The 23,345-nt window shown below is 42.0% G+C and carries 19 protein-coding genes; 11 read left to right on the top strand and 8 right to left on the bottom strand.

The window, feature by feature from the left end:
• The first annotated feature begins 7 nt into the window (after nt 1-7).
• From AC3KVK_RS14875 to AC3KVK_RS14865, 3 genes are all read left to right on the top strand, one after another.
• Nucleotides 8-622, top strand: coding sequence for a trimeric intracellular cation channel family protein (locus AC3KVK_RS14875; RefSeq protein WP_490311685.1), 615 nt, complete (start codon nt 8-10; stop codon nt 620-622).
• 34 nt (nt 623-656) lie between these two features.
• Complete coding sequence (locus AC3KVK_RS14870; protein ID WP_490311686.1) at nt 657-2,180, top strand: YifB family Mg chelatase-like AAA ATPase; 1,524 nt, start codon at nt 657-659, stop codon at nt 2,178-2,180.
• A gap of 73 nt (nt 2,181-2,253) precedes the next feature.
• Nucleotides 2,254-3,966 (top strand): tetratricopeptide repeat protein, encoded by a 1,713-nt coding sequence (locus AC3KVK_RS14865; protein WP_490311687.1) that lies wholly within the window; start codon nt 2,254-2,256, stop codon nt 3,964-3,966.
• Nucleotides 3,967-3,995: 29 nt separating this feature from the next.
• Here the strand turns inward: AC3KVK_RS14865 and AC3KVK_RS14860 are convergent, their stop codons facing one another.
• Entirely contained in the window at nt 3,996-4,703 is a 708-nt protein-coding gene (locus AC3KVK_RS14860; protein WP_490311688.1) for a response regulator transcription factor, read from the bottom strand.
• 142 nt (nt 4,704-4,845) lie between these two features.
• Nucleotides 4,846-7,302: an alpha/beta hydrolase family protein gene (locus tag AC3KVK_RS14855; protein WP_490311689.1), complete on the bottom strand. Its 2,457-nt coding sequence runs from the start codon at nt 7,300-7,302 to the stop codon at nt 4,846-4,848.
• Nucleotides 7,303-7,616: 314 nt separating this feature from the next.
• On the opposite strand from AC3KVK_RS14855, the gene AC3KVK_RS14850 reads away from it, so the two are divergent.
• Together AC3KVK_RS14850 and AC3KVK_RS14845 are read left to right on the top strand one after the other, a co-directional pair.
• Nucleotides 7,617-8,249 (top strand): 2OG-Fe dioxygenase family protein, encoded by a 633-nt coding sequence (locus tag AC3KVK_RS14850; protein WP_490311690.1) that lies wholly within the window; start codon nt 7,617-7,619, stop codon nt 8,247-8,249.
• Between the two features lie 12 nt (nt 8,250-8,261).
• Nucleotides 8,262-9,500, top strand: a complete 1,239-nt coding sequence (locus AC3KVK_RS14845) for a cysteine desulfurase-like protein (protein ID WP_490311691.1) — start codon at nt 8,262-8,264, stop codon at nt 9,498-9,500.
• 132 nt (nt 9,501-9,632) lie between these two features.
• On the opposite strand, the gene AC3KVK_RS14840 is transcribed toward AC3KVK_RS14845, so the two are convergent.
• Nucleotides 9,633-10,235, bottom strand: coding sequence for a response regulator (locus tag AC3KVK_RS14840; protein WP_490311692.1), 603 nt, complete (start codon nt 10,233-10,235; stop codon nt 9,633-9,635).
• 301 nt (nt 10,236-10,536) lie between these two features.
• Here AC3KVK_RS14840 and AC3KVK_RS14835 point away from each other — a divergent pair, with 301 nt between their 5' ends.
• Nucleotides 10,537-11,487 carry a tetratricopeptide repeat protein gene (locus AC3KVK_RS14835; RefSeq protein ID WP_490311693.1) on the top strand — a complete coding sequence of 317 codons (951 nt, stop codon included), beginning with the start codon at nt 10,537-10,539 and terminating at the stop codon, nt 11,485-11,487.
• Between the two features lie 3 nt (nt 11,488-11,490).
• Here AC3KVK_RS14835 and AC3KVK_RS14830 read toward each other — a convergent pair whose 3' ends face one another.
• Nucleotides 11,491-12,201, bottom strand: a complete 711-nt coding sequence (locus AC3KVK_RS14830; protein ID WP_490311694.1) for a 2OG-Fe(II) oxygenase — start codon at nt 12,199-12,201, stop codon at nt 11,491-11,493.
• A gap of 23 nt (nt 12,202-12,224) precedes the next feature.
• Between AC3KVK_RS14830 and AC3KVK_RS14825 the strand changes: the two genes are divergently transcribed.
• Nucleotides 12,225-12,614: an acyl-CoA thioesterase gene (locus tag AC3KVK_RS14825; protein WP_490311695.1), complete on the top strand. Its 390-nt coding sequence runs from the start codon at nt 12,225-12,227 to the stop codon at nt 12,612-12,614.
• Between the two features lie 26 nt (nt 12,615-12,640).
• On the opposite strand, the gene AC3KVK_RS14820 is transcribed toward AC3KVK_RS14825, so the two are convergent.
• The 3 genes from AC3KVK_RS14820 to uvrA are packed head-to-tail and all read right to left on the bottom strand — an operon-like array spanning nt 12,641 to nt 17,368.
• Complete coding sequence (locus AC3KVK_RS14820) at nt 12,641-13,537, bottom strand: TraB/GumN family protein (protein ID WP_490311696.1); 897 nt, start codon at nt 13,535-13,537, stop codon at nt 12,641-12,643.
• A gap of 9 nt (nt 13,538-13,546) precedes the next feature.
• Complete coding sequence (locus AC3KVK_RS14815) at nt 13,547-14,524, bottom strand: hypothetical protein (protein WP_490311697.1); 978 nt, start codon at nt 14,522-14,524, stop codon at nt 13,547-13,549.
• A gap of 24 nt (nt 14,525-14,548) precedes the next feature.
• Nucleotides 14,549-17,368, bottom strand: coding sequence for an excinuclease ABC subunit UvrA (uvrA, locus tag AC3KVK_RS14810; protein ID WP_490311698.1), 2,820 nt, complete (start codon nt 17,366-17,368; stop codon nt 14,549-14,551).
• A 283-nt stretch (nt 17,369-17,651) separates the two neighbouring features.
• On the opposite strand from uvrA, the gene AC3KVK_RS14805 reads away from it, so the two are divergent.
• The 4 genes from AC3KVK_RS14805 to AC3KVK_RS14790 all read left to right on the top strand — a co-directional run bounded on the left by AC3KVK_RS14805 (nt 17,652) and on the right by AC3KVK_RS14790 (nt 22,445).
• Nucleotides 17,652-19,019 carry an MFS transporter gene (locus tag AC3KVK_RS14805; RefSeq protein WP_490311699.1) on the top strand — a complete coding sequence of 456 codons (1,368 nt, stop codon included), beginning with the start codon at nt 17,652-17,654 and terminating at the stop codon, nt 19,017-19,019.
• A gap of 18 nt (nt 19,020-19,037) precedes the next feature.
• Nucleotides 19,038-19,724 carry a single-stranded DNA-binding protein gene (gene ssb / locus AC3KVK_RS14800; RefSeq protein WP_490311700.1) on the top strand — a complete coding sequence of 229 codons (687 nt, stop codon included), beginning with the start codon at nt 19,038-19,040 and terminating at the stop codon, nt 19,722-19,724.
• Nucleotides 19,725-19,834: 110 nt separating this feature from the next.
• Nucleotides 19,835-20,647 carry an ion transporter gene (locus AC3KVK_RS14795; RefSeq protein ID WP_490311701.1) on the top strand — a complete coding sequence of 271 codons (813 nt, stop codon included), beginning with the start codon at nt 19,835-19,837 and terminating at the stop codon, nt 20,645-20,647.
• 100 nt (nt 20,648-20,747) lie between these two features.
• Entirely contained in the window at nt 20,748-22,445 is a 1,698-nt protein-coding gene (locus AC3KVK_RS14790) for an EAL domain-containing protein (protein WP_490311702.1), read from the top strand.
• Here the strand turns inward: AC3KVK_RS14790 and AC3KVK_RS14785 are convergent.
• Nucleotides 22,442-23,341 carry a 1-aminocyclopropane-1-carboxylate deaminase/D-cysteine desulfhydrase gene (locus AC3KVK_RS14785; RefSeq protein WP_490311703.1) on the bottom strand — a complete coding sequence of 300 codons (900 nt, stop codon included), beginning with the start codon at nt 23,339-23,341 and terminating at the stop codon, nt 22,442-22,444. The two genes, AC3KVK_RS14790 and AC3KVK_RS14785, sit on opposite strands and share 4 nt — an antisense overlap.
• Nucleotides 23,342-23,345 lie beyond the last annotated feature (4 nt).

Raw genomic sequence — 23,345 nt, 5'->3', positions numbered from 1 at the left:
GTTGTAAATGGATTCTATGTTTCATTGGTTTGATTTAATCGGTGTCGCTGTTTTTGCTATTTCAGGTGCTTTAGTCGCACACAGGAAAAAACTCGATGGATTTGGCGTGGTCGTGCTGGCTGCCGTAACTGGAATTGGTGGGGGAACCATTCGTGATGTCATCCTCGATGCCCCAGTTTTTTGGTTACATGATCCGAGTTATTTGTATTCCATTTTAGGTGCATCGTTTTTGACAATACTTTGGTTAAATAAACGCGGTGAGATGCGTAAAATTATTATTGAGAGTGCTGATGCGCTGGGGTTGGCGTTTTTTGTGGTGATGGGGGTGCAAAAGGCGCTTGATTACGGCATGCCCGATATTACAGCGGTAGTAATGGGTGTGATAACAGGTTGTTTTGGTGGCATGATCCGAGATGTGCTTGCTCGTTCAACTCCAATGGTGCTTAAAAGTGAACTGTACGCGACCACCTGTATTTTAGGTGGGGTGGTTTATACGCAGAGTTTAAACTTCGGTATAGCTAAAGAAATCGCAATGATAGCAGGTATGTTGGCGACATTATCTTTAAGGGCTGCGGCAATAAAATGGCGCTGGAGCTTACATGTTTTCAAATATCCAAACTAAACTTGGATAACGTTTATTAAAAAAAGGACAGGGAATGTCTTTAGCTCGTATTTTTTCTCGTGCGCAAGTTGGGATTGAAGCACCAGAAGTGATGGTCGAAGTCCATTTAGGAAATGGCTTACCCTCATTCAGTATTGTCGGTTTGCCCGAAACCTCCGTGAAAGAAGCCAAAGATCGCGTCCGTAGTGCACTCATTAATTCACAATTTTCTTTTCCTGATCAACGTATCACAGTTAACCTTGCTCCAGCAGACTTACCTAAAGAAGGCGGGCGGTTTGATTTAGCCATTGCGATTGGTATTTTAGTCGCGTCAGAGCAGCTTCATTGCCCCGATATTAGCCAGTATGAATTTTTTGGTGAGCTGGCTTTAAGTGGTGAAATCCGCGGGGTTCCTGCTATTGTTCCGAGTGTTATGGCGGCGACTCAAGCCAAGCGCTGCTGTGTACTGGCACAAGTGGATGATCCTTTAGCAAGCCTTATTGATAGCGCTAATCGAAAAGCCTGCGTTAGCCTGCAACAAGTATGGTTAGATTTAAGTGGCCAGATGCCGTTAGCGCTAAATTGCACGTATCAACCTGATCTTGCAGAACAACCCGATAGCAGTGATGATGCCTTCGATCTCAATGAGGTGAAAGGTCAGCAGCAAGGTAAGCGTGCGCTAGAAATTGCCGCTGCAGGACAGCACAATTTACTTTTTGTTGGGCCTCCGGGCACAGGAAAGTCGATGTTAGCGCAGCGAATGACTAGTATTATGCCGCCGATGACAGCTGATGAAGCACTTGAAACAGCGGCAATTTATTCTATTACCGGGCAAGCGATAGCTTTAAATAATTGGCGAAAGCGGCCTTATCGGAACCCGCACCATACCTGCTCTGCGGTTGCGCTGGTGGGGGGATCGTCTAATCCTCGCCCTGGCGAAATCAGCTTGGCACATAACGGGATCTTATTTCTGGATGAGTTACCGGAGTTTGAGCGCAAAGTGCTCGATAGTTTACGTGAACCTATGGAAACCGGTAAAGTGGTGATTTCACGTGCGGCAAGGCAAGCAGAGTTTCCGGCTAACTTTCAACTGATAGCGGCATTGAACCCTAGTCCGACCGGTTGTCACACCGATAAACGTTCAACGCCAGACCAAGTATTGAAGTATTTAAGTAAAATTTCAGGTCCTTTTTTAGATCGGATTGATTTGCAAGTGGAGTTACCGCGCTTGCCTGCCTCTCAACTCCAAAGCCAAGAATGCAGTGAATCAAGTGCTGATGTACGCTCGCGAGTTGCTAAAGCGTATGAGTTGCAAATGAAACGCCAAGGTAAACTCAATAGCCAGCTAGGTAATAAAGAAATAGCCATGTATTGTCAGTTAGGCTCTGCAGAGCAAGCATTTTTAGCACAAGTGAGTGAAAAGCTCGGATTATCGCCCCGATCGTATCATCGAATCATAAAAGTCGCGCGTACGATTGCTGATTTATCTGCCCAGTCGCAAATAAATTTGACTCATTTGAAAGAATCGATTGGTTATCGAGCATTAGAAAGGCTTTTAAATCAATTATCTCAGTATTAATGATAAGAGTGGTTTGCACCTTAATTTACCAACTGTTAACATGCTATGAGTTGAGTAAAATAAGGATTGTGAGATGAAAAGGTTAGCGCTTTTAATTAGTTCAGTGTTAAGCATGTCAGCATTTGCTGATGCCAATAAAGCGATGGATCTTTACCTCAATCAAAATTATCAACAAGCCTTTCGAATTTTCCAAGATACCGCCCACTTAGGGCATGCTAAAAGCCAGTTTAATATTGGTGTGCAGTATTTGCGTGGCCAAGGCGTGAAAGCGGATCCGGTAATGGCGTATAGCTATTTAACCTTGGCGCTCGACAATGGATTTAAAATGGCTCGTCAAGCTAGAATGTCAGTAATGAAGCGGTTGAGCCCCGAGCAGCTTACGCAAGCCGAAGCCAAGGCAGCACAACTCATTCAACTATACGGTGCCCAAGGCAGTGATAACTTAGATAATAAATTCTCATCCGTGCGTAGTCACAATCCGACGCCTAAACGAACCATTAATCCAGATGCTGAATACCCATCAGGGTTAGCCCGTGATGGGGTGCCAGGTTTTGCTTCATTCATTTTTGATATTGACCGTAATGGTGTTGCCCGTGATTTGGTATTACTTCAGTCATACCCAAGCCCTGAATTCGCTGAAAGCGTGAAAGAAAAACTCGAAAATTCCCGTTACCAAATTTTAAAAGTAGGCGGAACGCTGCGCACGTTTAGTAATGCTCAATTTAGTGGTCTTTTCAAAAGCAATGTCTTACCACCAGAAATTAAAGCCAGTATTTCGACTAAGCAAAAGCAACTTGTTGGGCAAGCAAAGTCAGGAGATATCAATGCGCAAGCGGAATTAGCCAGCTTACTTTCGTTAATGAGTGATTTGCCTGAACATGTTGCCGCACTACCTAAAGAACGAGTCATTGCATCTGCAACGCCACCGCAGCGTGTTTTTTTAAAAGAGGGCATGATCCCATCTTTTGAATATCAGCCTGAGTTAGCCGGACGTTTTCATAATTTTAGCTACCTAGTCTGGTTAGATTCCTCTGCTAAAATATCTAGAAAAGTATTGCATTCAAAGCATCCCGTAGCTGAATCACTCAAGTTGAATGCGGAAAAAACATTGGATAACTGGCAGTTATCATTTATAGAGCCACAAAAAGCCACGTCAGAGCAGGGGCCTTATTTAGTTGAGTTTTTCTATAACAATGAACCGCGCAATCAGCGCTTTTCAAATTACCTAACCCGCAGTCATGCAACGATTAAGTCGATAATTAATACCCCGAAAGAGCTTTTAGCAGATTATTGGCGTAAAGAAGCGGCTAAAGGTGGACATGCTGAGAGCCTATTCTTACTCGGTGCAAACTGTAATGTGCCACTATTGAGTATCGCGGCGGAAAATGGGTATGTTCCAGCACAAGTTCAAGCCGCAAAATGTCTTTTACATGATCAAAATTTATCCAGTGATGCACAGAATCAAGCGAAAGCTTGGTTAGAAATGGCGGTTTCTCAAGGTAATATGATTGCTAAGCGAGAGCTTGCTGGGATTTATGCGCGAACTTCCAATATGAGAAGTGATTTAGAGTTGGCGATTAGTTTAGGTGAGCAAGTCATCGATGAGCAAGATGATCCGTGGGCGTTAGAGTATATTGCAGCAGCGTATGCCAAGTTGGGACAATTTGATGAGGCGGTTGATAAACAAAAACAAGCAGTGAAACAAGCATGGAGTAAAGACTACTTTATGGAGCCCTTTGAACAGCGCTTGTTATCTTATGAGAATTCAGAGCTTGCACCTTGGTAATTTTGTCGGAGAATACGTTAGCCTAGCCATTAGGCTAACGAGATCATATAACCTTTACCGCGCACAGTGACTATGCGCTTTTGATCTTTTTCATCACTCAGTTTTTTACGCAAACGACCAATCAATACATCAACAGTTCGATCTGCTGGGCTCCAATCTGTTTGACCAATTTCTTCTGAGAGTTTTTCACGCGAAGTGGCTTTACCTGCATTCGAGATTAGGCAAATTAATACTTTATGCTCAGCTTCAGTGAGGCGCATTTCTTCGCTGTCACCACAGATTAAAGTGCGATGCTCTGGGTGAACTTTTATGTCGGCGTATTCAATGTAATCATCTGAATCATCCTGGGCTTCGACCACAATTCGCTTACATAAAGCGCGCATACGCAGCTCTAATTCCAGTAAATCCACTGGTTTGCAAATATAATCATCAGCCCCTTGAGCAAGGCCTGCAATGCGGTCTGATTGTGAATCACGGCTCGATAAAACAATAACGCCAATATCAGTTAAGGTATTGAGTTCTTTGGCAAGGAGTAAGCCGTCTTTTTCAGGTAGGACAATATCAACAATGGCCAATTGAATGGCTTGTGAAGGATCGCTTTGTCGGCTTTGTACTATGTCCATCGCGTTTGCACCCGTGATGTCGGTCACAAAGCTAAAACCACTGTCGTCAAAATGTGACTCAATGCGCTTAACTAATAATTCGTCATCTTCTACTAATAAAACTCTAACCGTCATTTTATTTTTTCACAATTTTTTTGGCCGCCAATACTACCATCAAACTATCAAGTTGAGAAAAGGAAGGCGATACTAATTTTGTATGTAAATGTAAACACAACAAGTAGATAGGAGCTAACGTAACATTAGCTCCTTTTTTCATCTATTTATTAGAATATAGACTATTCCACCACTGTGGTTGATCTTTTAACTTAGCATCAAAATAGGCAAGCATAGTATTCCACCAATGGAAACGTTGCTCGCGGGTAATAATTTGATGATCTGCGCCTTTGTATTCAACCAGTTCAACATCCTGATTTAGGAGCTTCAGTGCCGTGTACATATTGTGACTTTCGCCTTTAGGCACATTCGTATCTGCATCACCGTGAATTAATAACAAAGGCGTTTTCACTTTATCGGCATGAAAAACGGGGCTTTGTTGGCTATACAAAGCTGAATTATTCCATGGGAAGCTGTTTTTAGATGCTTCGCCAGAATATAAATAGCCCCACCATCCTTGCCCCCAGTAAGAGGTAATGTTTGAAATACCGGCATGAGCAATGGATGCGCTAAACATATCAGTTTTAGTGGCGAGTAACATGGTCATAAAGCCGCCATATGACGCACCTAAATTACCGACTTTTTTGTTATCGACAAATGGGTAAGCATTCAGAAATGCCTGTGTCCCTTGCATAATATCTTCTGCGGTGTGTTCGCCCCAAGCGTTGACGTGTTTGGCTGAAAACTCTTGGCCAAAACCTGTTGCACCTGTTGGTTGTACTACATAAACGACATATCCATTGGCTGCCCAAAAGTTAAATGGGTAGCGACCTGTGAAACCACGGGTAACAGGAGACGTGCCGCCATAATAATAAACCAGCGCAGGGTATTGCTTGGTTTTGTCTAGGTTATTAGGCAAATATACACGGCCATTGATTTCCACACCGTCTTTATTGGTGAAGTTAAACTCTTCGAGTTTTGGAATGTCAGTATTGGCATAATACTCATTGGCTGAATCCCATAACGTGCTGGCTTTATTTTTTGTGATAACAAGAGATTGCAATCGTTGTGGCTGGCTGGCATTGGTGCCGGCTGCAATTAAGTGAGGTTTTTTGTTATCACTGACACTAAAGCGATCAACAACGTCAAGTTGCGTTTTCAGCTTGGTAAAGCGAGTTTTACTTTCATCATATAAATACAGCTGTTTGGTGTCTTTTTCAGTAACGCTCAAAACTAAGTCGTCATTGCTAAGTGGCGTAATGCTGGCAATGGCTGGATCAAAATTTTTCGATAGAGCGGTCACTTGTTTACCATCAAAGCTGACAGAGTAGAGTTGCCCATCATAGTTATTCGGCAATAAACCTTCTTTTATTGCCAGCCCAGCGCCATTTTTAAACGCTGGACCTGCAGTGATGTATAAGCCGTCATCATGGTATTTAGCTTGATTAAAGGTACGATACTGACCAATTAAGGTTTCTTTGTTATCAGCTAAGTTAACTTCAACCAGTTCGGTGAGCATATGCGGAGGTGCAGCGTAGTCTTTTAAATTTCGGCTTAATAAAACGCTATTACGCTTACTGTCGAAATCTTGTAATGAGTGACTGTGTGTTGCTGGGCTAATTTGGCGCGCTAATCCTGAGTGAATATCAAGTAGGTACACATGATTACTATTACGCGCATACGACCAACGATCTTCTAACCCTTGATAATGCTTGGTTAAACCTGTATTGGCATCTGCGGCTTTATACCATGAGAAAATAAGTGTGTTGTTGTCAAAAAACTCAAAGCCACTGGCGCCGTCAAGTTTATCGCTCACGATTTTACTGTGTAGGGTCTTTCGGTCGAGCATGCGTAACTGACCATCAACGCTATAAATGAGTTTTTGATTATCAGGGCTCCATGCAAAGCCACTCGCATTGGCATTATCCCAGCTGTATCTGACTTGATATTGCTGATCGCGTAGCTGAGTGGTACTGATTGCTTTGTCGCCGCCTTTATCACTGTAGTGACTGGTGGTGATAATCATTTCTTTACTGTCTGGAGATAAGCTTAAGCCCGTGATGGTTGCGGCATCAAAAAGCTGTTGTGCGGAGAGTGTGGTTATTGCCTCAATGAGCTGAACGTTGTCGTGCTCAGCTTTACCTGTGAAATCGATCTTCACTTTTTTCCAATCAGCCACTTGTTCAGCTAGGAGCACAAATTGATGCTGGCCAGTTGCTAAGCTCACTTCGAGTTTATCTTTGTTTAAAGCATGGCTTTTACCATTGATAAAGAGTGAAGCATTATCAACTCCGTTAAAAGTCAGTGTGCCTTGGGTAAAACGCTCAACAGAGACATTAAACTTCAGGGCTTGCAAACCTGCCACTGTGAGTTCATTCACTTGATCGAATGGTTCCCAAGTTAACGACTGACCAAACACTGTCACTTTTTTGCTGTTACTGCTTAGTGTGGCAGCAAAATTAGCGAGAATTTCTTTTTGTTGGGCTGTTTCATAAGGCTTGAGTGCATTTTTTTCTGCAATCGGGCCTAAATAATTAATGTGTTTTTTATCTAATTCAACGGCTTGAAGGTTCGCACTGAATGCCACTGCACATGCACTGGCTAAAATTGTTCTTAACATCGCTTAATTCCATCGTTTCAATTGACTCTAATATAAACATTTTTGCTTTTGGACGGCACCTTTGTGCGATAAATAGAGCGTTAAATCCGACTATTTGTGACCTCCTCTAGATTTGATAAGGGATTCATCTGGTCAGTCCAGCTTGGTGTTATTAAGATGTAAATTAGTTTTCGTTTAAATAAAAAATCCTATTAATGGCTTTAATTGGATATAAATAGCGTTTGTAGGGGGTGATTTTGTGTTAAATGCTAAGATTCTGCATTTTAAATGCATTAAAATCCTCACACTTAATTGAGCCTTGTGATAGGAATGTTATGACCCTTTTAAACAACCAGAATTTATTACAGTTACGCTTTTTAAATCAGCAGACCATAGCGCAAGTTAAACCCTCATTCGATGAGCTGCCAACGAACCCTTATGCAGATGGCGCATTTCGTCTTCGCCGTTATTCTGTCATTAAAATGATTGATGGCCAGCTAACATTACAAGCCGCTAAAGCATTTGTGCAAAATGATGACATAAATACCTTTCAGGGTAATGTTGAGCGTGTCTATGAAAATTTATCAGAGCAGCTGCTGGCTACTGAGGGTATGAAACATATTGTCAGCGAATTTTGTCAATTGAGTAATATAGCTTCTGATTCTGAAATCGAAATTCATCAGTTTAGAATGCTCGCAATCGATAGCGACACACCACCGGCTCCTGAAGGGATCCATCAAGATGGGTTTGATCATGTTTGTGTTTGCGGTGTCTCCCATGAAAATATCGAAGGTGGCGAGTTATTAGTGTACGAAAACCGTGATGTGGATCCTTGTTTTAAAATGGCTATTAAAGATGGCATGTTTGCACTGATCAATGATCGTCATGTTTGGCACAACGCCACACCGATGAATAAAATTGATGCTGATAAAATCGGCTATTTAGATTGTTTTGTATTAACAGCTTAAGAGACTCAGTCAATGAATGTAGCGGCTTTACGTAAACAGTTTCCGGCTTTAAATCAAAGCATTAATGATCAAACACCGATTTTTTTTGATGGCCCCGGTGGCTCTCAAGTGCCACAGCGTGTGCTCGAAGCAATGAATGCTTACTTAGGGTTTTACAATTCAAACTTAGGTGGGGCGTTTTTCTCAAGTGATAAAACCGTTGAATTAATGCAACAGGCGCGTCAAGCGGTTGCTGATTTGCTCAATGCGCCGAGCTCAGATCAAATTGTGTTTGGCGCCAATATGACCAGCCTGACGTTTAGCTTTAGTCGTGCGATATCACGAGACTGGCAAGCAGGTGATGAGATTATTGTCACTAATGCTGATCATTTTTCGAATGTGTCGTCGTGGCAATTGGCCGCTGAAGATAAAGGCGTGGCAGTCAATACAGCGCAAATAAATGAAGCCGATTGCACCTTAGACTATGCACATTTTGAAAGTCTACTAAACGAAAAAACCAAATTGGTCGCTGTCACTTATGCTTCAAATACAACAGGCTCAATTAATGACATCAAGCGTATTGTTGAAGCGGCTCATCAAGTCGGTGCATTAGTCTATGTAGATGCCGTGCATTTTGCCCCGCATGAGCTGATTGATGTACAAGCACTTGATTGTGACTTTTTAGCTTGCTCAGCCTATAAATTTTTTGGCCCACATGTTGGCATTGTGTATGGTAAACGTGAGCACTTAGAAGGGTTTACACCTTATAAAGTTGAGCCTGCCAAAGATGTGATTCCAGGTCGCTGGGAAACTGGTACGCAAAGTTTTGAAGGGTTAGCGGGAGTTGTGGCTGCGATTGACTATATTGCTTCCATTAGTCAGTTACCTCAAAGCACGCCTAGACGACAGCGATTAGTTGATGCCTTTGCACTGAGCAAACAGCATGAGATGACTTTAAGTCAGCACTTTTTATCGCGTTTAGCACAGTTCCCACAGATTAAATTATTCGGTATTAATGATGAATCGAGGCTCAATGAGCGTACACCCACTTTTGCGCTTAGGTTTGCGGATCATACCCCCAATGAAGTGTCGCGCTTTTTAGGTCAAACGGCAATTTGTGTCTGGGATGGCCATTTCTATGCGCAAGGCTTGTGTCAGCAACTTGGTGTTTTAGAAACCGGTGGTGTTGTGCGGATTGGTTGTATGCATTACAACACGGTGGCTGAAATCGATGGTTTGTTTGATAAACTCGCTGAATTATTGAGCTGTTAACCAACGAGCGATTGTTCGAACTGAACAGATAAAGGTTGGTGTGACTGATACGACAAGGTGGCTATAAATGCCACCTTGTTTGGCTGTCAGTTTGTTAAATAATGAGAGACCACAAGTGGTTTTTAATCTGGTTTAGGGAACTGGTTCATCTTCACTTTCGGGTAAATATTCCAGTAATTTACTGTTCAACATTTTAAAGTTGATAGGCTTGAGCATGTAACCGGTAACGCCTGCTTCAATGGCACTGAGAATATTGACTTGCTCTGAGTGTGAAGTCAGCATAAATACATCGGTATTCATTAATGATTCGGTTGTCCTGATTACCTTTAACAAATCTAAACCTGATTTACCTTCCATTTCCCAATCCGTTACCACGATATTAAATGGGTTATCTTCTTCAGCTGCCGCGAGTAGCATTTTAAAGGCTTTATCGCCATCGGGTGCCGTGTCTATTTTAGAGAAGCCAATTTCGGATAAAAGCTTTGAGGCCACGCCTAACATGGATGGGGCATCATCGACCAATAAAATCCGGGGCATAGATTGAGTTGCTTTTTTTTTCGAAAATTTATCGAGCTGATGTCTGAGCTTGTTTAAGGCTGAAACGTAACTGATCAGGTTTTTTTCTGTCTCTGCACGAGCTTCATCATTTTCACTTGTTTCAAGCTTTGTGCGATGATTCTTTATTTCTGCAGTTAAAAGAGCCGAGGTGAGCATGCATTCTTTTTTCGTAAGCATTCGTTTTATCTCAATTATTTAATGACGATTATTTATTTCGGTAGACCCTGTATTAGAATTAAGCACAGATTGACGGATACGCAAACTTCACGTAAAGACTTAAGTAACAAAGACATCAAGCGCAGCTCTTTTGGTTGAAGGAAGATAAAATTACCGCATTTAATAGTAAGCAGCGTTTATTGGCTCGGGCATTAAGTGCTGTAACCAAAAAAAGTGCTGTTGAAACATCCTGTTACATTTACCTCGTTTTATTTCTGTTTTGGTTACGTGATGATACAAGAAAGCCCCAAAAGGAAACAAAATGCTCTTTTTTTCATTGCAACAGCAAATGTTTATTTCGCCTGCGCAAGACTCGCAGTGTCAATGTGGTCATTCCTCAGATAACCTATGTTTTACTTGGATCGATTACGTTAGTTTTGGCATCGTGCCTATTTTTCCTTATCGGTTACGTCGCAACAAAGCTTGTTTAACTTGTCAAAAACAGTGGTTATCTAAAGGGAGTGCAGAACCCTTCTCTTGGTGGAAAGTTGCTTTTAAATGCAAGGGTTTAGTGGTTTTATTTATTGCACTGATGCTTGGTTATATGCATTTTAAAGCTGATAAAGCACGGCAAATGGCCCTTCTCCAATCACCCCAAGTACATGATTTTTATTTGATAGATTATAGTTTGTTCCGCAATGAGAGTTTTTACCAAAAGCAGTTTTTAGTGGCAAAAGTGGTCGCTGTCGATCATAGCAAGGTATCAATTTTGCTCGCTAATTATCGATATCAGCGCCAAAATCAGGTGATTAAGGCTATTAAACTCGATAATTTAATCAAATCTGATTACTTCAGCACAGAACGAGAGTTTGTTTCGCGTGATACGCTGAGTGAATTATTAGAGCAAGGAGCGATCTATCAAGTGCTACGTGCTGAAGGATTAACTTTATTTGGTGGTATCGTGGAAATGCCAAGCCGGCCAGAGCCACTTTATAAAGGCTTTAAACAAAATAAAGCCAATCAAGAAGGACTTTATTTATACCAAGAAGGGTTATTCGAGGACGCTTTAGTTAAATTCACAGAAGCTGCAGAGCAAGGTGATATGCATGGTCAAGCAAATCTTGCGGATATGTACCGCGATGGTCAAGGTGTGGCAGTTGATTTGTCTCAAGCCCTGTATTGGTTTCAACAAGCTGCAGCGCAGGGGCATCAAAAAGCGCAAATTCAAGTGACAAAACTGTGCGATGAACATGCGCTGTGTGGATCGCTCTAACGGCTATTTTTGCTCGTGTGGCTGACCATAAATCTGTTCTGCCCGATTAAATAACACCCAAGATGTAAGAATGTATTTGTCGTTAGATTTAGGCACACAGCCCCTATGGGTATGCGTGAAATATGCGGGGGCGATAACCATATCACCTTTTTTAGGTTTGATTTTACGTTCCTGATAATAAAACTCAGTTTCACCCCCTTCTTCGACATCATTCAAATAAAACATAAATAACAAGATGCGGTGTAGTGCTTCGTTGTGCCCAACTTGTGGGTAAACTTCGCTGTGCCAGTAAGGGTAGCCGCCTTCGGCAACTTGATATTTTTGTGCTTGAATATTACCTAAACGAAATAACTGGGGTACCAGTACATGTAATTGAGGCTTGCCAACTTCGGCGAAGTTTTCAACGGTTAAATCGACAGGCTCGCCGGTTTTAGGGTGATAAACTTTTAAACCAAACGCACCAATTAAAATAAAAAAATGTTCTTCTAGGTAATTAAATAAGTGTTTTGCGGTGGTTTGTTGAATATGCTTTAGTTGCTCTGCATATTCAGGGTGCATATTTAAGTACAGATCGCGGCTATTTTTTTTTGCTAAATCGACACCGCCGCTGGTGGTACCGGGTTTTAAATGCGGGCTTTGTTCAAATAATTTGATAAAGTGCTCACAAAAGTCAGGACTTAGCGCGCCATCATAAATTCGGATAAAGTCCGTCATGGTCGTTCCTTATAAGGATTCTTATGTTTATTGAAAAAATCGCCCCTCGATTCTCAGAAACGGATGTTTTAGGGCATATCAACAATACCGTATTGCCGGTGTGGTTTGAAGCAGCACGTGTGCCTATTTTTAAGTTTTTCACTCCAAACCTCGATCCGCATCAGTGGCGTTTGATTGTCGCTAAAATTGAAGTCACGTTTAAAGGTGAGCTTTTTTATGGCCAAGAAGTGGAAATTAAAACCATGATAGAAAAAATTGGCGGTAGCTCATTTGTCATTGCTCAACAAGCTTGGCAGCATGGGAAATGCTGCGCAGAAGGCAAAACAGTGATGGTGCGCTATGATTTTGCGAACAAGTGCGCGCAAGTCTTAAATGATCAAGAACGCGAAGCTTTATCTGAACATTTAATCTAAATAAAGCGGCACTCGCCGCTTTTAGCTTAAAATTGAACCTGCTTAACGGTATACCCTTGTAACTTTAATAAATCTAAGACGCTGTTTTTTCCTGCCAAGTGGGCTGCGCCAACAAGAACGAGCTCTTTATCTTGGTTGCCAAATAATGCTTCGAGTTTTGGTAACCAATCACGATTGCGCTGGGTAAACATGATATCGTATGTTTTAGGATCGGTTTGTTGCATCTCAGTGGTCATCAGATACTCAATGTCACTTAAGTCTCCCGAGCGCCAAGCGTTAAGCATTTTTTCAAAGCTTGCTTTAAAGTCTTTCATTTGTGCCAAATTACTTTTAATAAAAGCATCGGGATTGTCTTCCCCAAAAGCGGAAAACAACGAAAGTTGAAAATCAAGGCTTTCTAAATAGAGTGTTTTTTTTCCGTCTTGCTTCGCTAAGCGAGCAAAATAGGCATCGACACCTTCTCCTTGCAATTGGGCTTTTTGAAGCTCGAATGTCAGCAGCATCATAGTGACTAATCCTGGTTTAAACTGCTCAAACATTGCAAGATCAACCCCTAACTGGGTGAAATATTGACTAAGTTGTTGGTGGACCTTTGGAGATAAGTGGCTTTTTAGCGATTGCCCTGCAGGGTAAGTGAGTGATTGCATCATTGTTAATTGTGCTGTGGCATCGTTTGCATCAGGTAGTTGGGCTTCGAGCATTAGCACATTGGTCTTTTTATAAGCTTGATCAAACCCTTTTGGTAACGGAAACTCACTGGGAGGAAGGACATGCACAGTGCCGCCTAAATAAATCGAATCACCATTTTTACTAACCTGCCAAAGCGAAGTGGTTGCAGCCAGTGCAAGGTTGCTTAAACTGAGAATGCTGACGGTAATGGCCAGTGTGAGGTAGGTAATCCATGTCGTTATTTTGTTCATCATTAAACTCTTTTAATTGGCTGGAAAGGCTGGCGAAATGCATTTTTTCACCGTAAATTGATAACCGTATAGGGCGGTATCACTTTTACTAATTTCAACAATTTCATAGTCATTGAGCTCGACTACTTTTACGTTTTCAGGCAGTTTGCAGCGAGAGTACTCATCTGCCTCAAGTTCATAAATAAATTCAGCAATTAACCTTTTGGCGATGCTCGGGTAATTTTTAGTGAGATCAATGTTAATGCTGGAGTCCTGTGGACTATCGGCATTTTCATCAATAATACCAATCGATAAGGTTTGATTTTCATTATTTTGGCTGTTTGTCTCGCTCGCTGTAGGGGATGGAACTAGGTGCCCTTCGTTAAACCCTTCCTCAACACCTTTAATAAATGATTGTGCTTGCCGGTTTAATCCGACATCAGAGAGTGCCACCACTTGGACGAGTAGCACCATAGCAACAATAAAGCGTACTAAGGCAGTAATCAATGGGTATTCGCAGCGGCTAATTAAACGCACGCCTTTTAAACCAAACGGTTTGAGCAATAAGATAGCCATTAGATAAAATGGCATAACAATTTGAAATAAGAGCAATAATATAAAAGAAATACCAATGATCCAACTTGGTAGAAATAATAAAATGGCAAAATTATGGCCGTACGTGAAATGCGTGGCCGAGACGGTGGTGATTTCGTTAACAATGCCTGAAGCGCTGACCAGAGAAAAATTAGCAATAATGGCATAGACCAATAAGATCAACGCTTTGCCTAAGATGGAATCCCAGCATTTTACAAAGCGCGGCCAAAATTCGATACATAGCGCCATTGCTGCAGGAATACTGACTAAAACTAGGTTTTCGGTGGGGAGCATTAAGCAGGCTAACAAATAAAAGCGTTGTGCTGTGTTGAGTGAAAACCAGACTTGTTGCAATTTTACTTTTAAATGAGCGAGGCGATGACTAATCGGGTTATTTAAAAAAGTAAGTCGTTCCATGAATACTCCAAAACAAAACCTCTGCTAAAGCAGAGGTTTAAGGTATCGGCCTGTGTGTGATGTCTCGCATTGTGCAACATCTTCGGGGGTGCCCGCAATGAGAATTTCACCACCACCGGCACCGCCTTCAGGGCCGAGATCGACAATCCAATCAGCGGTTTTAATCACGTCTAGATTGTGTTCAATAATGACGATGGTATTGCCGTGATCGCGTAAGCGCTGCAGTACCAATAGCAATTGTTGAATATCATGGAAATGCAAACCCGTGGTTGGTTCGTCAAGAATGTAAAGAGTTTTGCCAGTATCTCGTTTCGAAAGCTCTCGGGCTAATTTGACTCGCTGCGCTTCACCACCCGATAGTGTGGTCGCTGCTTGTCCGAGGCGAATATATGATAAACCCACGTCCATTAAGGTTTGTAGTTTACGGGCAATGGCAGGAATTTTATCAAAGAAAGCGTGGGCATCTTCAACAGTCATTTCGAGCACTTGGTGGATATTTTTACCTTTATAAGTGACTTCGAGTGTTTCTCGGTTATAGCGTTTACTTTTGCACACATCACACGGTACATAGACGTCAGGCAAAAAGTGCATTTCGACTTTGATTAAGCCATCGCCTTGACACGCTTCACAGCGGCCGCCTTTAACGTTGAAACTAAAACGACCCACTTTGTAGCCACGAGAACGAGCTTCTTGCGTACCTGCAAACAATTCACGGATGGCTGTAAAAATACCGGTATAAGTTGCAGGATTTGAACGTGGTGTGCGGCCTATCGGGCTTTGATCGATGTCGATTACTTTATCGAAATGCTCGAGTCCTTTTACTTCTTTATGAGGTGCAGCCTCGGCGGTGGTTGCGCCGTTGAGGGCCGTATGGGCGACTTTAAATAAGGTATCGTTGATTAAGGTCGATTTACCTGAGCCGGATACGCCGGTAATACAGGTCATTAAGCCAAATGGAATGTGTAAGTCGACATTTTTTAGGTTGTTACCCGTAGCGCCGAAAACTTCGAGCCATTTGTCGTTGGTTGGATTGCGCACTTCGGGTACGGAAATTTTTCGGGCACCACTTAAATATTGACCGGTGACGGATTTTTCATTAGTCATAATGTCATCCCGAGTGCCTTCGGCTATGACATAGCCACCATGCACACCTGCGCCAGGGCCAATATCGATGATGTGATCGGCTGCACGAATCGCATCTTCATCGTGCTCAACAACAATTACAGTGTTCCCCAAATCGCGCAAATGAGTAAGGGTACCAAGTAGGCGATCGTTATCGCGTTGGTGTAAACCAATTGATGGTTCATCAAGCACGTACATTACACCGACTAAGCCTGCACCAATTTGGCTGGCGAGACGAATGCGCTGGGCTTCACCGCCAGAAAGCGTATCAGCACTGCGTTCAAGTGATAAATAATTTAAACCCACGTTGACTAAGAAAGATAAACGCTCACGAATTTCTTTTAATATTTTTTCGGCTATTTGGCCTTTTTGACCTGTCAGTAACAAGTTTGCAAAAAACTCAGTGGCTTCGCCTATGCTCATTCGCGTGACATTGGGCAGGTTTGTTTGACCAATAAAAACATGGCGCGCTTCTTCTCGTAAACGCGAACCATGGCAGCTCGGGCAATCTTGACTGGTTTGGTATTTGGCCAAATCCTCGCGCACAGAGCTAGATTCAGTCTCTTTATAGCGGCGGTTCATATTATTGAGCACACCTTCAAAGGTGTGATTTCGCACCACTACATCGCCACGATCATTGCGGTATTGAAATTCAATCGCTGTTGTTCCTGAGCCTTCAAGTACCACGCGCTGCGCATCTGCGGGCAATTGATTAAACGGGGTTTCGATATCAAATTTATAATGGGTTGCCACAGCTTGCAGCATTTGGAAATAATACAAACTGCGTTTATCCCACCCCTTGATTGCGCCGCCAGCAAGGCTCAATTCGGTATTTTGGACTACGCGGCTTGGATCAAAATATTGACGAACACCTAATCCATCACAGCTCTGACAGGCTCCCGCAGGATTATTAAATGAGAAAAGTCGCGGCTCTAAGTCGACCATGGCATAACCACAGGTCGGGCAAGCAAAATTGGCAGAAAAAATGATTTCTTCGCGTTCAGGTTCGTCCATAAAGGCAATTTGCGCTACGCCATTAGAGAGCCCTAATGCGGCTTCAAACGATTCAGCCAATCGCTGTTGTAAGCCATCTTTGACTTTGACGCGATCGACTACCACTTCAATGGTGTGTTTTTTATGAAGTTCGAGTTCTGGTGGATCAGATAAATCACACACTTGACCATCAATACGGGCGCGGATGTAACCCTGTGCAGCAAGGGACTCAAGGGTTTTAACGTGCTCCCCTTTACGTTCTTTGACCACAGGAGCAAGAAGCATCACTTTGGTATCGGCTTCAAGTGCCAGCACTTGGTCAACCATTTGACTGATCGTTTGCGCTGCAAGCGGTAGATCATGGTGAGGGCAACGCGGTTCGCCAACGCGGGCAAATAATAAACGCAAATAGTCGTAAATTTCAGTGATTGTGCCGACAGTTGAGCGCGGGTTATGCGACGTTGATTTTTGCTCTATCGAAATAGCGGGTGACAATCCTTCAATATGATCGACATCAGGTTTTTCCATTAGCGATAGAAACTGACGTGCATAGGATGATAAGGATTCGACGTAACGTCGCTGTCCTTCAGCATATAAAGTATCAAAGGCTAAAGAGGACTTTCCTGAGCCAGATAACCCTGTAATAACAATGAGTTTATCTCTAGGAATGGTGAGGTTGATGTCTTTAAGGTTGTGGGTACGAGCCCCTCTTACTTCGATATTATCCATGAGTTCTCTAAATCTTGATTGTACGGTGGCTGATTTACGTTCGATCAGGTTTAGCTGCCAGTATCGCATACTTTGAAAAAAAGTTGAGCACTGTTTGTGGTTTGGTGTTGTGTTAACGAAATGGAATAGTTTTACTTAGATAGATGCACAGCGTGTATAAAATAAGGAAATAAGGGGATCATTTTTAGCCTCAAACCGTTAATCCGTTTTAGACGGGATCGAATTATCTGTGTTAATATAGCCGCCCTAATTTTTGCACAAATTGAACACGCGACTAGGTGCTATGTCTTCATCATCACTCAATCATTTAGAAAAACGTACAGCGGTTTCTTTGGCCAGTGTTTTTGCATTTCGGATGCTGGGTTTGTTTATGCTCATGCCTGTTTTGGCAATTTATGGCCAAGAGTTAGAAGGCTTTTCTCCGCTATGGGTCGGGCTAGCGATCGGTGCTTATGGCCTGACACAAGCATTGTTGCAAATCCCTATGGGGTGGTTATCTGATAAATTTGGGCGTAAACGAGTCATTGTTGCTGGTTTATTAATGTTTGCTTTGGGTTCATTAATTGCTGCTATGGCAGACTCTATTTATATGATGACACTGGGGCGCGCTTTACAAGGCATGGGGGCGATAGCCAGTGCTGTATTGGCTTTAGCTGCTGATTTAAGTCGTGATGAGCAACGCCCTAAAGTCATGGCTGTAATAGGAATGTGTATCGGCCTAAGTTTTGCTTTTGCGATGCTATTGGGGCCGATGATTGCAGCTAGCTTTGGCATTAGTGGTATTTTTTGGTTAACAACCGCTTTAGCGTTGTGTGGAATTGTGATTGTACTGACAATTGTCCCAACAGCGGTTAACCGTGCTCCGAAAGGTGAGACGTTAGCTGTGTTCAGTGATATTAAAAAGCTGATTAAAAATCCACAGCTGGCACGTTTAGATATCGGAGTGATGTTGTTGCATTTAACTCTAACCGCGGTATTTGTGGTATTGCCTAGTAAGCTGATATCAGATGGCTTTGCCGCTGAGCAACATTGGCAGCTGTATATTCCGGTTTTGGTACTGGCATTTATTTTAATGGTGCCAATTATGATAATTTCTATTAAAAAAGAAAAAGAAAAACAAGCATTTATAGCTTCGATTGCATTGTTGGTTGCGAGCCTAATGACGTTGACTTTGGCGGCAAATTCAGTGTGGGGCATTGGTATTTCGATGCTTGGTTATTTTATCGCTTTTAATTTTTTAGAAGCCACGATGCCCGCTATGGTTTCAAGAATGGCACCAGCCAATCAAAAAGGTTCAGCCATGGGGGTGTTCTCATCAGGACAGTTTTTTGGTGCGTTTTTAGGTGGGATATTGGGCGGTTTTATTGCCTCGGTCGAATCAGGGCAAGCAGTGTTTGCCGCAGCTGCATTGATTGGGGTAATATGGTTAGCTATCGCTTGGGGCATGCAGATCCCGTCACGAAGTAAATTAATTAGTTTACTTACTGACATTGATACTGAGCAGCAAGCTGAAGCGCTTGCAGCTCGACTCGTTGACCTTGAAGGCGTCATTGAGGCAACGGTGGTGTGGGAAGAAAGTCGCACCTATTTAAAAGTAAATGATAAAACGTTTAACCTGGAACAAGCTCGTCAGGTTGCTGGTCTGAATTAAGTTTAAAGGAGAGGTGCCATGGCACGCGGTGTAAATAAAGTTATCTTGGTAGGTAATTTAGGCCAAGATCCAGAAGTAAGATATATGCCAAATGGTAATGCGGTTGCTAATGTGAGTTTAGCAACAGCAGAGAGTTATAAAGACAAAAATACCGGCCAAATGGTAGATAAAACTGAATGGCATCGTGTGGTCTTTTTTGGCAAGTTAGCAGAAATTGTGGGTGAGTATGTTCGTAAAGGGTCACAAATTTACGTAGAAGGTAAATTGCAAACACGTAAATGGACTGATAAAGACGGGCAAGAAAAATACACCACGGAAATCGTTGTTGATGGTTTTACTGGTCAGATGCAAATGCTTGGTGGTCGCAATGATGGAGCACAATCAGGTGGTTACCAGCAAAAACCACAGCAAGGCGGTTTTGCACCTCAACAGCAAGCTCCGCAGCAAGGTGGATTTGCGCCGCAACAACAAGCTCCGCAACAAAGCGGTGGATATGCGCAACAAGCTGCTCCACAACAAGGTGGCTTTGCACCGCAACAGCAAGGCGGCTTTACACCACAACAGCAAGCACCTCAGCAAGGTGGATTTAATCCACAACAAGGCCAACAAGGTGGCTTTGCACCTAAACCACAAAATGCCCCTCAAGGTGGTGCTTCAAATCCAATGGAACCTCCCATCGATTTCGATGATGACATTCCATTCTAATTCAAGACAAAATATTAATACGGTGAGTCACGTGGCCTATGCCGGTATTGATAATTGAATTTAAAGCCCCATTTTATTGGGGCTTTTTGATATTTTGAGGTTTTAAATTGATGTTTGAATCATTGCAGTTGCTATTTCAACGTATTGATAATAGTAAATTATTTCAGTCTTTTGTGATTTTCGTTATTGTTGTCTCGGCCATAAGTGTGGGTGCACATACTTATGCACTCCCTGTTTGGTTAGAAAATTTATTGTTGGTGCTAGATCGTGCTATTACGCTCTTCTTTTTAATTGAAATTATCATTCGCTATATGGCTTCTAAAGGGTTTAAAGCGTTTTTCTCTAAGGGGTGGAATATTTTTGATGTGGTCATTGTGGTGGGCAGTTTAGTACCACTCGCTGGTTCTTCAGTCTTTATTGCTCGTTTATTACGTATTTTCAGGGTGTTGCGTTTGGTTTCAATGGTGCCGGAACTGCGAATGTTGGTTAATGCACTCCTTAAGGCAATCCCTCGTATGGGCCATATTGCATTACTCATGTTTGTAATTTTTTATATTTATGCCGCAGTAGGCAGTATGATGTTCAGCCACATCAATGAAGAATTATGGCGCGATGTGTCGATTGCGATGTTAACACTGTTCCGCATTGCGACTTTCGAAGATTGGACGGATGTAATGTATGAAACGATGGCTGTGCACCCTTTAAGTTGGCTATATTACTTAACCTTTATTTTCTTAACTGCTTTTATTTTCTTGAATATGATGGTTGGAGTTATATTAGAGGTGATGAATAATGAGCATCAAGCATTTGTTTCTGAGCAGACTCCAGATGGAGATAAACCGGCGACTCGCTCTCAACTTGATGAACTGCAAAAGCAAATTGCTCAGTTGAGTCTGCACTTAGAGCAGAGACAGTCAAAATAAGCACTTTGAGCTATGCAGTTTCTTTACTGCATAGCTTGTATTCCTTGCGATTTGAACAACACTTAATGCAGATACTGGCTTATTCTGCGTAAGGTTGTTAATGAAATTCATTTCTCGTCGTTATCAATCCATTTTTAGTTATGCGTTAGTTGCAGGAATATGCTTTTTCACTTTCATAAGTAATTACCTTCTTTATAGTCATTTTCAGGGTCAAGACCAATTAGCCATTTCTGTATTGCTTGAACAAGGCGCCTCGTTAACAGTTACTGAACTCGAAAAAGAGATCCTTTCTTATGACTTTGTATTATTAAGCGCTAACGCAGGTTTAGAATCGGCTCAAATCGGAAATATTCATTATAGTAATGGACTTGGTTTTTTAGTCCCTCCGGTTTGGCTGAGCAAAAGCTATTACTTTATTTTGTTGAATACTGTGAGCATTGGGCTCTTTTTTATGTTGGTGGTGTACATCAAAGCACAACAGAAAAAATTTAAAAAATCAGTGCAGCTTATTAAAGAATCGGCAAAACCGGTGAAATTTGAACGCTTACTCCCCCCTTATCAGGTTGACGAGTTTCCAAAACCTGCATTTGAGCCTTTATTAAATACAACGTTATTAGGTTTAGGTGAAGTTAATTATAAAGCGTTTTTAATTATTGAATATCGCCAGGCCAAAACATTGACCGCATCGCAAACAAAGGCGATGTGTTTGCAAATAAAGCAAGCAATAAAAACACAGTTTGATGGTATGAGTTTAGTGTCAATGAAGTGTCTACCCTCTGGCCGTATAACTCTTACATTAGCGAAAATTAGCTTAGTGTTACTGAATAATATTGAAAAGAAATTGCATGGTTTAATTTCGCATATAGCGGGAGGGTATAACAAAGAGTTGTTAGGCGCAGATGTGAAACTGGGCTTGTGCAACTACCGAACTGAAGCCCATGAAACGATTGATCAAGCATTGGTTTATCAGTTGGCTGAAGCTGCACTAGCGGTTAGCCGTACTAATTCGTGGCAACATTATTATCGCTTGACCTATAACCATACCCATAATCACTTGTTAACGCTTTGTGCTAAACAAGTGATGGAAATCATTGATAAAAAGCAGTATTTATTTTTGTTTCAGCCCGTTTTTTCTATTGCGGATGGTGAAATTTTACAACATGAAGCGTTGTTGCGGTTAAGGCATAAAGAATTAGGTTTGCTGTGTGCCAAGCAGTTTTTGGCGAGTGTCGTATCTTTAACTGATCAACGGGCGTTAGATTTAAAGGTACTGAGCAATGCAATAAAAATTATAGAAAATGAACCTGGATACAATCGAGTGAGTATTAATATTAATCATGCGAGTTTGCTTGATGTGTCTCATTTAAGTCAGTTGCTAAACATGCTCGCTACTGAGCGTGTTGAACACCGTGTGGCATTTGAAATAAGTTTACAGGATTTATCAGGGCAATCCATCGAATTGTTAAAAGCAATTCAGCTATTAGCGCAAGCTAAAGTAGCGATTGTGCTGGATAATATTGAGTGTGAGTTTAAATATAAGACCCAATTGACCCAGTTAAATGTGATAGGGTTAAAACTGGATTTGAGCTTGATACACCAAATTGAACACCATGTATTAAAACAACATAGTGTGAAAAAAATTATTGCAGTGGCACTTCAGCAGAATATACCAGTGTATGCCACTGGCGTTGAGTCTAAAGCTGAATTAGATATTTTAACTAAGCTAGGAGTAACGGGCGCACAAGGGCATTATTTTTCAGAGCCTTTGCAACAATTAGCGTTATTCAGTCAGGTTTAGATCCGTTGGCAATATCTCAGTCCTGCTAAGCCTTGTAATCCACCAGTGTGTATTGCGCATAATTGACTGCCAGATTTGAAATAGCCTTGTGCAATCAATTGAAATAGACCATAAAACAGTTTGCCACTATAGATGGGCTCCAGTGGCAAACAATAGTCGCTCCGCATTTGTTGGCAAAACTGCCATAGTTCAGGAGTGAATCGTCCGTACCCACCTCCGTGATAATCAGTGATTAAGCGCCAGTTTGACTGTGCGTGTGCCTTAGGGCTTAGCGTCTTGATTGTCTCAATTAAATAATCAGCTTGTTTTAAAACAGCTAAACCTAAAACGTACTGCTCATGATGTGCGCCTTCGATTAACCCTGCAAGAGTGCCCGCACTGCCAACTGGTGTAAGAAGGTGATCAAATTGTGGGAGTGCAGCTGCCAGTTCCTTGACCCCTTGTATCGCAAAGTGGTTACTGCCACCTTCAGGAATAATAAAGACAGGTCCAAATTGCTCTTTTAGTTGCGATAGATATTCTGGTGTATTGCGTAATCTGTAGGTCTGTCGGTCAATGGCGTAGCATTGCATACCGCATGCGCGTAAAAATCGGATTGTCGGGTTGTGATGATCGAGTTCTGGGCCTCTGATTATCGCTGTAGTTTTAAAGCCAAATATTCGTCCTGCTGCGGCTAATGCATGTAAATGATTAGAAAAAGGGCCACCGAAGCTGAGTAGATGTTTATCGCCCTCATTTTGTGCTGAGATTAAATTATATTTAAGTTTTCGCCATTTGTTGCCGCTAATGATGGGATGGAGCAGATCATCTCTTTTCACGCTGAGTGTTACGTTATGGTGTGTTAAGAGAGGATGTTTAAGTGTTTGTAATGGGGACTCTGGAAGACTAATATTCATTAAT

This window comes from Pseudoalteromonas sp. J2K-J979, from assembly GCF_058169715.2.
This window is presented reverse-complemented; position numbering and strand designations above follow the sequence as displayed.